The sequence below is a fragment of the Chloracidobacterium sp. genome, assembly GCA_016711345.1.
Lineage (GTDB): Bacteria > Acidobacteriota > Blastocatellia > Pyrinomonadales > Pyrinomonadaceae > OLB17.
Genome location: JADJTD010000001.1, coordinates 3,115,576 through 3,130,724, shown reverse-complemented (window position 1 = coordinate 3,130,724; position 15,149 = coordinate 3,115,576). Strand labels below are relative to the sequence as shown.

The following is a 15,149-nucleotide window of genomic DNA, read 5'->3' as shown; positions in this document are numbered from 1 at the left end:
TGTGGTGAATTCTCTCTTCTTCAAGTTAAAATAGGACTGTGACCATCGCGGAAAAATTAAAAATCCTTCCGACCGACGCCGGGATTTATATTCACAGGAATGTAGCCGGCAAGATAATCTATGTCGGCAAAGCAAAAAATCTGCGCAACCGCGTGCGGTCGTATTTTCAATCGAGCCGAAATCATGATCCGAAAACTCGCCAATTGGTAAAGGTCATCGCAGATTTCGAGTTCATCGTTGTCGATAACGAGGTCGAAGCCCTTGTGCTCGAATCAAACCTCATAAAAAAACATAAGCCTCGCTTTAATGTTTTTCTAAAGGACGACAAATCTTACCCGCATCTAAAACTGACAAACGAACCATTTCCAAAAGTCGTTGTCACTCGAAAGATCATTCGTGACGGATCGAGTTATTACGGACCTTTTTTGCCTGCTGTACTCGCACGAAATACGTTGAATCTTGTGAACCGCGCGTTTCAGCTTCGAACCTGCGAGATTGAGATAAACGGTAAGCTTCCGCGTCCGTGCCTCGAATATCATCTCAAACGCTGCCTCGGCCCTTGCGTCAAAGGCCTGTGTACGCAAGCCGAGTATCAAGAAGCAGCCGCCGACGTCAAAACCTTGCTCGAAGGCAAAAACAAAGAGCTTGCCAAGACGCTCGAATCGCGAATGTGGCAATTTTCCGAACAGGGAAAATATGAACTTGCCGCAAAATATCGCGACCTGCATCGCACGGTTCTCGCTTTGAGTGAAACTCAAAAAATGGCGACCACTGCGGAGCGAGATATCGACATTATCGGCTTCTATCGCGAAAATCAGCGGCTCGCACTTCAGCTTTTTACAATGCGCGAAGGCCGCATTGTTGGCCGCCGCGAATTCTTTTGGGAAGACTTACCCGAAGATAATTCCTTCAACGCGGCAGAGTTTCTCGGCGTCGTTCTTGCCCAATATTATTCGACGGATTACGTTCCACTCGAGATCCATGTGCCTCAGGATTTTGAAGATCGCTCAGTGCTTGAAAAAGCACTAACGGAACGTCGCGGCCGCAGAGTAAAGATCCTTGATCCCAAACGCGGTAAAAACAAACATCTGGTAAAGCTGGTCGAAACAAATGCAAAGATCGCTTTTGAACAGCGTTTCCGTGTGCTCAAACCAGATTCTCAAAAGGTCTTAGAAGAACTTCAGGAATTGCTCGAACTCTCGTATTTTCCCGAACGGATCGAGTCGTTCGATATTTCAAATATCTCAGGTTCGGAAAATGTTGCGGGCATCGTCTCATTTGAGAACGGCAAACCTGCACGCGCCAATTACCGCCGTTTCATTATCAAATCCGTTGAAGGTGCAAATGACTTTGCTTCAATGCACGAGGCAGTCTTTCGCCGTTACAAGCGTCAGGTCGATGAGCAAAAACCTCTGCCCGAACTTGTTTTCATCGACGGCGGCAAAGGCCAGCTTTCTGCGGCAGCCGCCGCGATGCAGGCTCTCGACCTTGAGCAGATAATGCTTGTCGGCCTCGTCAAACCGCCTAAACAACATAACCAGATCTCGCATCTACTAATTTACGGACGCGAAGACCGCCCCATACCGTTTGACCGAAATTCGCTTGCGTTTCGGCTCGTCCTTCAAATCCGTGAAGAGACTCATAAAACGGCTATCGAATTTCACCGAAAACGCCGAGAGAAACGCGACTTCTCATCCGAGCTTTCCGAAATTCCCGGCATCGGCGATAAACGCAAGATGAAACTGCTGCGAGAATTTGGGTCGATCGAGCGTATCTCAAAGGCAGCGGCAGAAGACTTGCGGCCTTTCGTCGGTCCAAAAGCTGCCGCTGAGATCGCAGATCATTTCGAAAATCAACGTAACCTTGCCTCTCGTTCGTGAGAAACAATTGAACGTTAAGCAGCAATGCCTTCAGCAGTCTCATGCAACGTCGGAGTGTCGGCATGAGGAACAAAGCATTTGCGGCAGCGGGCCTCGTATTTATCGCTCGCACCGACCTCGACGCGAGCTTCAGATGCAACCGTTCGCTGTGAGTAATTTGCTGTCGCACCGCATTTCACGCAGATCGCATGAGTCTTGGTGATAAATTCAGCAATAGATAAAAGCTGCGGCATCGGCTCGAAAGGCTTTCCGGTGTAATCCTGATCGAGCCCGGCAATGATGACGCGTTTGCCCTGTTCGGCGAGACTGTTAACAGCATCAACGATCGCCATATCGAAAAACTGCGCTTCGTCGATTCCGATGACCTGAGCATAGATGTCGATCTGGGACATCATTCCGGCAGTGTCGGCAACAGGAATAGAAATGTGCTTCTGGCCGGAGTGCGAAGCGATCTCCTCCTCCGAATAACGCATATCAATTCCAGGCTTGAACACCTGGACCTTTTGCCGCGCGATCCGCGCACGTGTAAGCCTGCGGATCAGTTCCTCGGACTTGCCCGAAAACATCGATCCGGCAATAACCTCGATCCAGCCGGTGCCATTTTGGCGGACTTGCCGGCGTTCGGTAGAATTATCAAATGCAAATTCTTCAACCATAAATAATATGAATTCCCTGAAATCTCACCGCTTTTTAGAAGAAGTTGAGATTACCATGTAGCAAAAGTTTTGTCATTTTCAGACCCGGAATTTATCAAATCCGCCAGAGCATGCATTGTTTCGTCCACAGATATCTTGTCGATCGTTTTATCGCGAATGATCGCAAGTCTGTCGGTCAAAGGCAGATACGTCATCGGAGCACGCTCGTCCAGAAGCAACAGGATCGGTGTTCCGGCACAAGCCGCAAGGTGCATCGGGCCGGTATCGTTTGTCACAAACGCTTTCACAAGCCCCGCAGCAGCTATAAACTGAGCCAGCGAAAGACCGTCAACTAGAATTGTAGACGGCGGAAACAATGCCTTGACTTGATCTTTGATCGCTTTTTCCTCGGGGCCAAGAAACACGACAGGAATGTAACCATCGCTCACCAGCCGAGATGCAAGCTGCGCAAAATTATCGAGGCTCCAACATCTGCTTGGATGTCCCGCTCCGGGAAAAATCCCGATCAATCGATCCTGCGAGTCATTGAAAAATTTAGCCCGAACAAATTCGAGGTCAACCGCTGAAGTCTGAAAGACAAATCTACGATCACTGCCGTCAACTCCAAGCGGAATCAGAACATCGAGATATCGGTCGCCAAGATGCTTGGCCTTGTCTTCCTTGGGCGGTGATGGACTAAAATTTGAAAGTATGTCAAGCGAGCGGCTTTCTCGATTTGCCAACAGCCGATGCTTTGCCTTTGAAAGAAATGCGAGCAGGTTAGTTTCAGAGAGGCTGTGAAGATCGATGACGAGATCGATCTTCCGGCGTCGGATGTCGCTTACAAGTCTAAAGATCTTTGCGATAGATGCGAGCCTCGGCCCATCTCGCAGTTCGACACGGTCAACCTTAATGACCTCATCTGCCAGTCCGGAAAGGGTGACAATTTCGCCCGCAGCCATTCCCGTGAGCACAGCAATATTTGATGCGGCAAACTTGTGCCTGATCGCTTTGAGAGCGGGCAAACTGAGAACTACATCGCCAAGCTGTCCAAAATCGATGACGAGAATATTTTGAAAATTACGCGTCTTGTGGTCCAAAAAAGTCTAATTACCGCGAAGGTCCGTTCCGGTCATTTCGAGCGGCTTATCAATGCCCAGCACACTTAATATCGTCGGAGCAACATCCTCGAGAGCCCCATTTCCTTTTAGTTTAATTTCACCTGCTTGAGCGTCGATATAATGAAACGGCACGGGATTTGATGTTGCTGTCGATCTGCTCTCGCTATTGGTCTTGGCGGACATCTCTTCACAATTACCATGGGTCGAAGTTATCATGACGACACCGTCGCGTTCCTGCATGCCGGCACAAATTCCACCCAAACATGTATCAATATATTGTATCGCTGCAACCGTTTTCGACATATCGCCGGTTCCGGCCATCATATCGGCGGCAGGAATATTGATAACGAAAACCCCTTTCCCTGTTGATTCCAATTCTCGCAGAAATTTATCAGTGATCTTAAAACTTTCGGCCTCCGGCTGCCCAAACTTCGACCCGTTCATCGGCGACGGCACTAGTATCTGCTGTTCGAATTGACGCTGGCCATCATCGCCTCCGTCAAAGAAATACGTCAAATGATGAAACCGTGAAGACTCAGTGATCTTGAAATTCGGTATCTCAAGTTCCGATAGGATCTCAGTCAGCGTATTTTTCTCCGGCTCACGCCCAAAAGCGACCGGAAGCCCAAATCCCGCATCATATTCAGCCATGCACACAGTATTCACGATCGGTTTAGTACCTATCGATCCGTCAGGAATTGAAACTGATCGCACTATCTGCAGCATTCCATCGGCGCGATGATTAAAGAAAACAACCAGATCATCGTCTTTAAAAGTCGTGACCGGTTCTCCAGATTCACGTTCGAGAATGATCGGGGAAATAAACTCGTCCGAAATACCACGCAAAAACGAACTGCGTATCGCGGTTACAGCATCGGCCGCTCGTTCGCCTTCGGCATAGGCAAGCATCGTGTAAGCACGCGCCGTTCGCTCCCAATTCTCGCTGTTGTCCATCGCAAAATAACGCCCGCAGAGCGTGGCGATCTCACCAATACCGATGTCCGCGAGCTTTAGCTCAAGAGCCTCAACATAAACATCTGCCGTTCGCGGCGCAACATCTAGGCCGTCAAGAATGCAGTGAACAAAAACGTCCTGCAACTCATGCCGCTTTGCCATTCGCAGCAAAGTAAACAGATTTTCGGTCGATGAATGGACTCCGCTATCGCTGAGAAGGCCGACAAAATGAACTGACGAGTCGCTCATTTTTGCCTTTTCGAAGGCTGATCTCAGCACCTCATTGTCCATAAAAGAGCCTGACTCGATAGCATTTTTGATCCGTGAGATCTCAGTTTGAGCGGCACGTCCCGTTCCCATTCTTAAGTGGCCAACCTCAGCATCGCCAACATCACTTATTTCTCCATCACCTTCAGCGGTCGTTGACAAAAGGGTCATCGGAAACGTGCGGCATATCTCGACGTAATACGGCGTGTGAGCAGCGGCAATTGCGTTTCGTTCCGTTCGCGGTGCATATCCCCACCCGTCTAATATGACGAGGGCAACTGGACGTTGGTTTGTTAGGTTATTTGATTCCATCTATAAAGGGCGGCCCGAACGGCCAAACGAAGGTGCAAAACAATTATAAACGATTACACCTATGCGAGAGCAACAATTACTTTCGCCCGGACGAAGCATGGATCCGAAACTCAGGCGCGACCGCAGGTAAACCGGCTTCAGTGCGTGCTCGGTTCACAAGATAAGTGTGTTTCAGCATATCCTGCCTCAAAAGCTCTCTGAAATACTCGCTGACCGAACTGTAGCCGAACGATCTTACCCGCTTTTCTACATATTGCCTCGCCTCGGCTGGGACGGAAATATTTATTGTTGCTCTAGACATCACTTACTCCTTTTAGCTCCCTTCAAAATCGCCGATTGTGGCACAGCCTGACACAAAAGATCGGCTCTGACCTTACTTAAACACTGTCAACATTACACTTAACCCTTGTACTTCGGCGTTCCACTCCGTTCCGCCTCGTTCCAGTGCTCGACGGAACGCTCTAACTGTTGCAATTGTTGGAATAACACCATTTTTCTTACCTCGTTCCGCCATTTTTCGAAAAAAAAATATCTATTTCACCGGTCGCCGACTTACTGGATACATAGTAGCAGATGTTGCGTTGTTTGTCAAGCTTTTTATCTGTGCAACAGATGGATTTGAGGAGCTTAACGACGCGAATCGGATATTTAATCTAGTATGCGTCGGGAGCGGGACGCTCCATCCAGCGTTCGGGATGTTTTAGGCCGGTAAAATCAAACTGGCTATAGAGGCCGTGTGCATCATAGGTCGCGAGCAGCCAACGCCGCAACCCTTGCAAGTCAGGCTGTGCAAGAATGATTTCCATCAGCCATTTGCTCAGGCCTTTGCCGCGATGCTCTTCGAGAATATATACATCGCCAATGTATGCAAAAGTCGCCTTGTCTGTGACCACGCGAGCAAATCCAACCTGAACGCGGCCGCGATAAACCCCAAAACTCAACGAATTTTCGATAGCCGTCAATGTCTGTTCCATCGTGCGGTTTTTCGCCCAATACGATTCCTGCGATAGGAAGCGATGGATCGCGCTCAGGTCGAGCCGCCGCTTGTCAGTATCTATCTCGTATTCACCTTTTCGTTGTTTCATGGCAGATTAAATCCCAAGAACGCGTCGTGCACGACTGCAAAATCCGGCGGTTGCGGCCTGCGGATATTTTGCCGCTACGAGCCGAAGTTCGTCGAGTAGTTCAGGCTCGTTTTCCGCAACCTTTGCGGCGACAGTCATCGAAAAAACGCGTACCGCTACGGTCTCAGCCGGATCGGCAAGCAGATTGTAGCATGCATCAAACACCCGTCCTTGATAGCGTTTGGGAATATTAACAAACTGAAACAGCCTTGCAACATTGCGTTTAACGGCGACGTGAGCGTCATCTCGTTCGAGCTGCTTTATCAGTACGTTGAAATATGGTTTTACAAGCTCAGGATGCCGCTCAATACAGTAACTTACTGGCCACGCCGCACGCTGCGAAAGCCTGTAAACCGGGCCTAGAAGATATTTCATCAATTCCGCAAACCGCACAGGATCATTGCCGACATAATCTGAGATCTTCGTCGCTTGTTCTTTTGAATGAACTTCGAGAAGGGCGTCGCGGATGTTCATGTCACAAAAGCACCATCTTAATGCACCCTCAGTATAACTCCCGTTTGTCGACCCCTAATCGCGAGAGTTTGGCAAGATACAAGCCAACTGCCTGAAAACTTTTAACTTCCGGACAGTAGCGATTAACAACATGATACTGCCCGTTCCTAGAGCCCTCAATGACCCACTCTGAACCATCAAGGCAGATTGTCACCTCGCCTTTTTCATTGGGTTCCTGTTTTTTTTCTAGGTAGGGCAACTCCCAAAATGAAGCTTTTCTCAGCAGGTCAAGCAAGCGATCCCATTCTTTTCGTCCCAATGTGCGCTTTTTCTCGACCTTGAGTTCTCCCGCATCATACCCGCCCTGTCCACTTAAACGCTTTGCAATAAGAACATAGTTGTTTTTATGTTTTTCAACTCGAATCTTTATTGGATTGTGGAAAGTTGGAATAAAGGTTATTCGATAAATTTCAGTATTCGAATCTTCAACCGGTAAGACAGGGTCTTCTCCGAACAGTTTAGATACCTTTATGTTGCCCGAACTGGAAAGAACACTCTGCCGAGGCGTTTCCTCCTGCGCCAAAGCCGTGGCAAATAAACAAAAAATAAGAATGGTTAATCCAAGTATCGGCCTCATGGTTTAGATAGGTACCTGCAAAATACGAAGTACTCACTGGGGGAACCGTTGACAAACTATTAGTTGCTAGGAACGAGTTTTTAGTTGGTAGAACGCCTTACGACCTGGATACTTTGCCGAATCGCCTAGGTCCTCTTCGATCCTCAGCAGTTGATTGTATTTTGCGATGCGGTCCGAGCGGCACAAGCTGCCGGTCTTGATCTGGCCGGCGTTTGTTGCCACTGCGAGGTCGGCGATGAAATTGTCCTCGGTCTCGCCAGAGCGATGAGATATCACGGCGGTCATGTTGTTTGTCCTTGCAAGTTCAATTGCATCAAGTGTTTCTGTGAGAGTACCGATTTGGTTGACCTTGATCAATATTGAGTTTGCGGCATTAACATCGATTCCCTTTTGCAAGAATTTTACGTTTGTCACGAATAGATCGTCACCGACAAGCTGTACTTTGTCACCGACCTTTCCGGTTAGATTTTTCCAACCGTCCCAGTCGTTCTCAGCCATGCCGTCCTCGATCGAGATGATTGGATATTTCGAACACCAGTCAGCCCAATAGGATGCCATTTCCTCTGATGAAAGCTCTCGATTGTCGCTCTTTTTGAAGATATACTTGCCGTCCTTATAAAATTCGCTTGAAGCAGGATCGAGAGCGATCATTACATTTTCGCCTGCTTTGTAACCGGCTATGTCGATGGCTTCAAGAATCGTTTCGACCGCTTCGTCATTAGATTTGAGGTTTGGCGCAAAGCCGCCTTCGTCGCCGACACTGGTCGAATAGCCGCGTGATTTAAGGACGTTTTTCAGATTGTGAAAGATCTCTGCTCCGCACCTGAGTGCCTCACGAAAGCTGTCCGCTCCGACAGGCATGACCATAAATTCCTGAAAATCGACATTGTTATCTGCATGGGCGCCGCCGTTGAGGATATTCATCATCGGAACCGGCAGCGTTTTGGCGTTCGTGCCGCCGATGTAGCGATAAAGCGGCATTTCCTGAAACGCTGCTGCGGCTCTAGCGTTTGCCAGTGAAACCGCGAGGATCGCGTTGGCCCCTAGTTTTGATTTATTTTCCGTGCCGTCCAGGTCGATCATCGTCTGATCGATCAATGTCTGATCGAGACAATCGAGCCCTTCTAGTTCCCGGCCAATTGTTTCGTTGACGTTACTAACGGCGTCCAAAACACCCTTGCCCAAATAACGAGATTTGTCTCCGTCCCTAAGTTCTACGGCCTCATTCTCGCCCGTCGAAGCCCCGCTCGGAACCGCCGCGCGTCCCTGCGTTCCGTCTTCCAAGATCACCTCGGCCTCAATAGTCGGATTACCGCGCGAATCCATTATCTCGCGTGCCCAAACCTGCTCAATAAAACTCATTTTTGCTATATTCTCCTCTGTAAGATTTTCAACGCAAAGACGCTAAGTTGCAAAGACGCAAAGCTGAGATTTTTTTATCTTGCTTTGCGTTTTTGCTCCTCTGCAACTTTGCGTTGAAGTTCTAATCTTCGACCGTCTCAACTTTTTCCATTCGGACCTGCTTGATGCGGCGTTTATCGACCTTTTCGATCTTGAAAATATGGCCGTTGAACGGCACGGTCTCGCCTTCTTCCAAAACTTGGCCTGCCTCGGACATCAGGAAACCGGCGATCGTCGTATAACCTTCGGAAACGGGCAAATTCATCTCAAGACGCTTATTGAGGTCGCGAACCGCGAGGCTGCCGTCCAGCACATAGCTTCCGTCCGGCTGCTCATCTATTTGTTCGTTGACCTCTTCGTCATGCTCGTCTGAAATGTCGCCAACTATCTCTTCGAGAAGGTCTTCCAGCGTAATAATGCCTTCGACGCCGCCATGTTCATCAACGACAAATCCGAAATGGAATTTCTCTCTCTGCATTTGCCGCAAAACGTCTTCTAGATGTGCAGTATCGACCACGTAATTCGGTTTATGCAGTATCGCGGCAAGTTTGAATGATTTCGGTTTGAGCATATAGCCGACGAGATCTTTGCTGTGAATAAAACCGGCGATCTCATCGAGTGAACCGCGGTAAACCGGAAGCCGTGAATAACCGCTGACCGCAAAAGCTTTCGATATCTCATCAAGTGTGCTGTTTTCAGGAACTGCGATGATGCCCGTTCGCGGTATCATCGCCTCCTTAACCGTCGTTTCGGAAAACTCAAAGACCCTGTTTATTAATGTTCTCTCTTCCTCGTTAATTTGACCGCTTTCTTTCGACAGATTGATCAGGCTGCGTATTTCGTCTTCGGTATAACTTGATCCGTGTTCGCCTGAAGGATGGAGCCCAAATAGCCTTACCGTCTTTGTACCTGCCCAATCTAACAAGCGGATCGGATAGCTAAATATTTTGTAAAAAAGGAGAAGCGGCGCGGCGATGACAAAAGAAACTCGCTCGGATAATTCAAGGGCGGCTGTTTTAGGAGCAAGTTCACCAAATACAATATGGAGAAAAGTTATAAACGAAAACGCTATTACAAACGAGATAGTGTGAAGCACAGTGCCGGACACTAAAAATTGCGCTCCGGTAATTTCGCCAATGTAGATCAATAAAGGTTCGAGAATAGCCGCAACCGCAGGTTCGCCGATCCATCCGAGTCCCAAAGAGGACAAAGTTATTCCAAGCTGCGTTGCGGAAATGTACGCATTCAGGTTGTTTAGCATCCCCAACAGACGCACAGCCGCTTTGTCACCCTCAGCAACCATTGCCTCGATCCGGGATTTTCGTACTGCGACTAACGCAAACTCGCTCGCAACAAAAAAGCCGTTCGCAAGCACGAGGAATATAACCAACAATATCTTGAAGAATGTGGTAAGCAGCGTTGGCATTTCTGCCACGGTTTCAATTTGAGCTGCAAAAAATAGAAGCAAACTGGCAGGGTCGTCCATTATCGAAGTCAGTGTTGAACATGTGCGACATTTTCCAATCAGGCAGTCGCCACCTATTTCCTATTTAGATCTCACCAAACCGGTGATTAGCGAACGATTATAGCACAAAAAACGGCTCATCCGGCTTTCAAATATTAACCTCGCGATCGTCAAGCATCTCCTGGATCAGCATCCGGCATGACCCACAGCCGCCACCTGCATTGCAAATGCTAGTCACTTCGTCAACAGTGTTTAGTGAATCTTCGGCGATCAAACCTTCAATTGTTTCCTCAGACACACCAAAGCAAGTGCAGATCAGAGCCTTCTCACCCAGAAATTCCTCGATCTGGCTGGTTCTATGGTCGGCAAAAGCGGCTCGAAGCGATTGGATGCAGACAGAGGCACATTCTATTCGACCCTCCGGCATTTCGCCGAGGTTCGATTGAATATGCATAGTCAAGTCGTAATCGGTCAACCCGTGAAGATCTGTGAGGCTTCTTCCATAAACGTATTCAGCCATCACATCAGCAGCGGCAAGCATAAAACCACATCCGTTCGACGCAAAGGATGCACTGGTTACCATGCGACTTTCTTTATTGATCGACAGCAAAAACCGAACAAAAGAGCCGCAGCAAAAATTTGCGGCAGTCGCTGATGCACTCGGTACAATGTCACGTCTATCATTTGCCAGCCGAGCAAGCCTGTCGGAAATATTGTCAGGATAAACCACGCCTTAGATGGTAAACATTTTGGGGCATTTCGCAAATCAGGGGCGGGCGGCTTTTACAATTGCGGATTAACAATTTACGATTGAATTGTTATGCGACGCATTTTGCTTTGCCTTGTTACACTGCCCTTTTTGATTTCGTGGGATTGCCGTCCCGCGGCTCCGCCTGTATCGGTCTCAAATCAGCCTCTAACCGCAGGCGACAGGCAGCCAATGAAGCCACTATCAGAAATGAGTTGGACCGATGCGGAACAGCGGGTTCAAAAACTCTCTGATCTGAAAGGAAAGGCCGTGATTCTTGATTTTTGGGCAACAAACTGCCCTCCTTGCAGAGCTGAGATCCCTCATTTGAATAGTCTGATTGCAAAATACGGCCCGGAGAATTTACAGGTCCGCGGACTGCACGTTGGCGACAGTCAGGACAGGAAAGAGATACCGAAATTTGTAGCTGAAACGCGGTTAGATTATCCGATAGCATTTCCCGAAGATGACCTGACCAACTTTATCTTTGCGGCTCGTACCGACATACCCCAAACCGCCGTCTTTGACCGCCAAGGTACTATGATCGCAAAGATCGTTGGATTTAGCCCTTCCATTCAGAAGGAACTCGACGCCGCTGTCGAGAAGGCCGTGGGAACGCAATGATCTATGAGAGATATTCCGGTCGGCAACGGTAATCTGCTCGTCAATTTCGACGATAAATACCAAATTCGCGACATTTATTTTCCGCACGTCGGGCAGGAAAATCACACTGAGGGTTTTCCGTTTCGCTTTGGCGTGTGGGCTGACGGCGAGTTTTCGTGGGTCTTTTCGGATGACTGGGAGCGGTCTTTGAAATACCTGCACGAAACATTGGTCACTGATGTCGTTCTCACAAACAAAAAATTAGGGGTCAAGATAACCTGCAATGATACGGTCGCGAGTCATGACAACATTTTTTTGCGTCGTATTCGGGTGACAAACTTGATAGACGCAGAAAGAGACGTTCGCGTATTTTTGCATCACGATTTTCGGCTTTATGAAAATAATGTCGGCGACACCGCATTTTACGATCCCGAAAATCTAGCGCTTGTCCATTATAAAAAACACCGATATTTCCTTATAAACACCGAGCCGCATTTTGACACATTCGCTACAGGCAGAAAAGCCTTTCGCGATCAGGAAGGCACTTGGCGCGATGCTGAAGATGGCGAGTTGCACGGCGGAGTGATCACCGAAGGCTCAGTTGATTCGACTATAGGACTTCATTTTTCTCTCACATCCGGAGAAACCAGCGAGTTTTACTATTGGATCAGCGCCGGGACGACACATTCTGAGGTCGCAAAATTAAATCGCCTTGTTCTCGCCAGAAAGCCGTTCGAATTTCTCGCTTACACCGAAAATTACTGGCGTGCATGGGTGAATAAAAATGACGTAGATTTCGGTGATCTGCCGCAGTCCGTCATTGATCTCTATAAACACTCCCTTCTCATTATCAGCACACAGATCGATGATGGCGGAGCGATACTTGCGGCAAACGATTGGGACGTAACGGAAAGGGCGACCGATCATTACAGCTATTTATGGACACGCGATGGAGCCTTTGTAGCAAATGCTCTGGACGCAGCCGGCTATCCGGAAATAACACGCACTTTCTTTGATTTTTGCAATAAAATACCTCATCCAAAGGGTTATTTTATGCAGAAATACAATCCCGACGGCACGGTTGCTTCGGGCTGGCATGCGTCGTGGGACATTCATAACAAGCGTCAGCTTGTTCCGATCCAGGAAGACGAAACTGCTCTTGTTATATGGTCGCTGTGGCAGCATTACGAATGGTATCGTGACATAGATTTTGCACACAGGCTGTATGTTGAACTTGTGGTTGATTGTGCACGGTTCATGGTCGAATATCGCGATCCAGAGACGAAGCTGCCGCAGCCGAGCTGGAATTTGTGGGAGGATCGTCGCGGCATTCATACTTTTACTTGTTCAACGGTCGTTGCGGGTTTACGAGCGGCAGCAAATTTCGCTGAGTTGTTTGGAGAAAATGACAACGCTATAACTTACAAAACCGCTGCTAATGAGATCGTTGAAGCAATGCGTGAACATCTCTACAGTCCGCAGCTCGGCCGGTTTTTGCGGTCGCTGCAGGTTAATGGAGATCATTCACTGACCGCAGATACAACCATTGATGCTTCGCTGTTCGGCGTATTTTATTTTGACTGCTTTGATATCGACGATGAGATGGTTGTCGGAACAATGAAAGCCGTCGAAGAAAAACTCTCGAACAACACCGAATTTGGCGGGCTTGCAAGATTTGAAAATGACAGCTATATGAAAGTTTCCGAACAAATAACCGGAAATTCATGGTTTATCTGCACGCTCTGGCTGGCTGAGTATTACATTGCAAAGGCTAAAACGGCGGGTGACCTTTTACCGGCGCTTGAAATTCTCCAATGGACGGTTGACCGTGCTTTGCCTTCTGGTGTTTTGGCGGAGCAGGTCGATCCTCTGACAGGCGAAGAGATCTCAGTCTCGCCGCTCACATGGTCGCATTCGACGTTTGTCGCTACTGTGCATAGCTATTTGGATAAAAGAAAAACCTTGGCGTCTTAGCGTCTTTACTACTTTGCGTTAAAATCTAATCAATGCGAAAAGCAAAGATATTAGCCACATTAGGCCCGGCATCGAATTCGCGGCCGATTTTGGAAGAGATGCTTAAAGCAGGTCTAAATGCCGTGCGCATAAACATGTCGCATGGCACGACCGACGAGCACGCAGAAAATATACGCACCGCCCGTGCAGCTGCTGCTGCCCTCGGCCTACCGCTAGCGATCCTCATTGACCTCTCCGGCCCAAAGATCCGCACACGGACATTAAAAGACGGGCTGCCGGTCATTCTCAAAGCAGGGCAAAGTTTTACGATCACGACCCGCGATATTGTCGGGAACGAAAACGAAGTTTCGACGAATTTTGATCATCTTCCCGACGCGGTCGAGGCAGGCGCTCGTATTCTTATTGACGACGGAGCGATCGAACTTGTCGTCGAATCTGAGAGCGGAACAGAAGTCTTTTGCCGTGTCGTGACCGGTGGACTGCTCAGCGAACGCAAAGGCATCAATCTGCCAAACACGCCGCTTCCGATCCCGTCAATGACCGAAAAGGACCACGCCGATCTGATATGGGCAATGGAGCAGAATGTCGATTACGTAGCCCTTTCATTTGTCCGAACGGCCGCCGATTGCATACAAGTCAAAGACATCATCAAAAAGCTGAATAAGCGTAAGCTCGGCCGCGCATTGCTAGTCGCAAAGATCGAAAAGGCCGAAGCCATCCAGAACCTTGACGAAATAATCGAAGCGACCGATGGAGTAATGGTCGCCCGAGGCGACCTCGGCGTTGAGACCAGCGTCGAACTCGTGCCCGTTTATCAAAAGCGGATCATTGAAAAGGCGGTCGCGAACGATAGATTTGTTATCACTGCAACACAGATGCTGCAATCGATGATCGAGCATACGTACCCGACGCGGGCAGAGGCTTCGGACGTTGCAAACGCCGTTTGGGACGGCACCGATGCCGTTATGCTCTCGGCAGAAACCGCCACCGGCAGGCATCCGGTCGAGACGATCAAGACGATGGCTCGCATCATTGATTCGGCTGAAACCATTGAAGTCGCTCAGTTGAGAAAGCCGGTGAAATTTAACCAACCGTCTTCTGCGAGAACCAGTCAAGCTCTCTGCAAAGCCGCTGCAGCCGCAGCAAAAGAGATGCAAACGGAAAAGGTCGCCGTCTTTACAGAGTCTGGGCTAATGGCTCGACGCCTTTCCGCGTTTCGCTCCGGACTGCTCACGTTTGCGTTAACGACTTCAGCGGACGCTCGAAACCAGTTGGCCTTGATCTGGGGCGTGCGGCCTTTCTATCACGAGAGTTTAAGTACGTCTGCGAGCGAACCCGACTTCGGCAATGTCACAATGATGGATCTGATGGATGCGGGCTCCGACTCCACCGAAGAGATGTTAAAAGTGGGCGAACTCACTCTCCTAAACGAAGGCGTCGTCGAAGTAGGCGAAACTCTTATTATGATGGCCGGCAGATTGTCGGGCTTGGGTTTGTCCAGTTCGGTGATCGTTTGGACGATAGGTGAACAAGTTCCGCGCAGGTAACAAAATGAAGTTAGCGTTTCTTTTAATA

The 15,149-nt window shown here is 48.8% G+C and carries 14 protein-coding genes; 4 read left to right on the top strand and 10 right to left on the bottom strand.

The window, feature by feature from the left end; all coding sequences use genetic code 11:
* Window positions 1-38: 38 nt before the first annotated feature.
* The gene (uvrC, locus tag IPL32_12960; GenBank protein MBK8466732.1) at window positions 39-1,880 is read left to right on the top strand and encodes an excinuclease ABC subunit UvrC; all 1,842 of its coding nucleotides are present in this window, start codon (window positions 39-41) and stop codon (window positions 1,878-1,880) included.
* A gap of 14 nt (window positions 1,881-1,894) precedes the next feature.
* Here uvrC and IPL32_12955 read toward each other — a convergent pair whose 3' ends face one another.
* The 10 genes from IPL32_12955 to IPL32_12910 all read right to left on the bottom strand — a co-directional run bounded on the left by IPL32_12955 (window position 1,895) and on the right by IPL32_12910 (window position 10,979).
* The gene (locus IPL32_12955) at window positions 1,895-2,536 is read right to left on the bottom strand and encodes a thymidine kinase (protein ID MBK8466731.1); all 642 of its coding nucleotides are present in this window, start codon (window positions 2,534-2,536) and stop codon (window positions 1,895-1,897) included.
* Window positions 2,537-2,586: 50 nt separating this feature from the next.
* Window positions 2,587-3,615: a glycosyltransferase family 9 protein gene (locus IPL32_12950; GenBank protein ID MBK8466730.1), complete on the bottom strand. Its 1,029-nt coding sequence runs from the start codon at window positions 3,613-3,615 to the stop codon at window positions 2,587-2,589.
* A 6-nt stretch (window positions 3,616-3,621) separates the two neighbouring features.
* On the bottom strand, window positions 3,622-5,169 hold the full coding sequence (locus IPL32_12945) for a 2,3-bisphosphoglycerate-independent phosphoglycerate mutase (GenBank protein ID MBK8466729.1): 1,548 nt from the start codon (window positions 5,167-5,169) through the stop codon (window positions 3,622-3,624).
* A 76-nt stretch (window positions 5,170-5,245) separates the two neighbouring features.
* Window positions 5,246-5,470 (bottom strand): hypothetical protein, encoded by a 225-nt coding sequence (locus IPL32_12940; protein ID MBK8466728.1) that lies wholly within the window; start codon window positions 5,468-5,470, stop codon window positions 5,246-5,248.
* A gap of 352 nt (window positions 5,471-5,822) precedes the next feature.
* Window positions 5,823-6,254 (bottom strand): GNAT family N-acetyltransferase, encoded by a 432-nt coding sequence (locus IPL32_12935; protein ID MBK8466727.1) that lies wholly within the window; start codon window positions 6,252-6,254, stop codon window positions 5,823-5,825.
* A gap of 6 nt (window positions 6,255-6,260) precedes the next feature.
* A complete protein-coding gene (locus IPL32_12930) occupies window positions 6,261-6,767 on the bottom strand; it encodes a hypothetical protein (GenBank protein ID MBK8466726.1) in 507 nt (168 codons plus the stop codon).
* A gap of 28 nt (window positions 6,768-6,795) precedes the next feature.
* A complete protein-coding gene (locus IPL32_12925) occupies window positions 6,796-7,383 on the bottom strand; it encodes a hypothetical protein (GenBank protein MBK8466725.1) in 588 nt (195 codons plus the stop codon).
* 66 nt (window positions 7,384-7,449) lie between these two features.
* Window positions 7,450-8,745, bottom strand: a complete 1,296-nt coding sequence (eno, locus tag IPL32_12920; GenBank protein MBK8466724.1) for a phosphopyruvate hydratase — start codon at window positions 8,743-8,745, stop codon at window positions 7,450-7,452.
* Between the two features lie 121 nt (window positions 8,746-8,866).
* Window positions 8,867-10,270, bottom strand: a complete 1,404-nt coding sequence (locus tag IPL32_12915; GenBank protein MBK8466723.1) for an HlyC/CorC family transporter — start codon at window positions 10,268-10,270, stop codon at window positions 8,867-8,869.
* A gap of 127 nt (window positions 10,271-10,397) precedes the next feature.
* On the bottom strand, window positions 10,398-10,979 hold the full coding sequence (locus IPL32_12910) for a (2Fe-2S)-binding protein (GenBank protein ID MBK8466722.1): 582 nt from the start codon (window positions 10,977-10,979) through the stop codon (window positions 10,398-10,400).
* A gap of 210 nt (window positions 10,980-11,189) precedes the next feature.
* Between IPL32_12910 and IPL32_12905 the strand changes: the two genes are divergently transcribed.
* Genes IPL32_12905 through pyk form a run of 3 tightly spaced genes read left to right on the top strand, consistent with a single transcriptional unit; the run spans window position 11,190 to window position 15,121 of the window.
* Entirely contained in the window at window positions 11,190-11,621 is a 432-nt protein-coding gene (locus IPL32_12905; GenBank protein MBK8466721.1) for a TlpA family protein disulfide reductase, read from the top strand.
* A gap of 3 nt (window positions 11,622-11,624) precedes the next feature.
* Window positions 11,625-13,574, top strand: coding sequence for a glycoside hydrolase family 15 protein (locus tag IPL32_12900; GenBank protein ID MBK8466720.1), 1,950 nt, complete (start codon window positions 11,625-11,627; stop codon window positions 13,572-13,574).
* A gap of 32 nt (window positions 13,575-13,606) precedes the next feature.
* Window positions 13,607-15,121: a pyruvate kinase gene (pyk, locus tag IPL32_12895; protein ID MBK8466719.1), complete on the top strand. Its 1,515-nt coding sequence runs from the start codon at window positions 13,607-13,609 to the stop codon at window positions 15,119-15,121.
* Window positions 15,122-15,149: the final 28 nt, after the last annotated feature.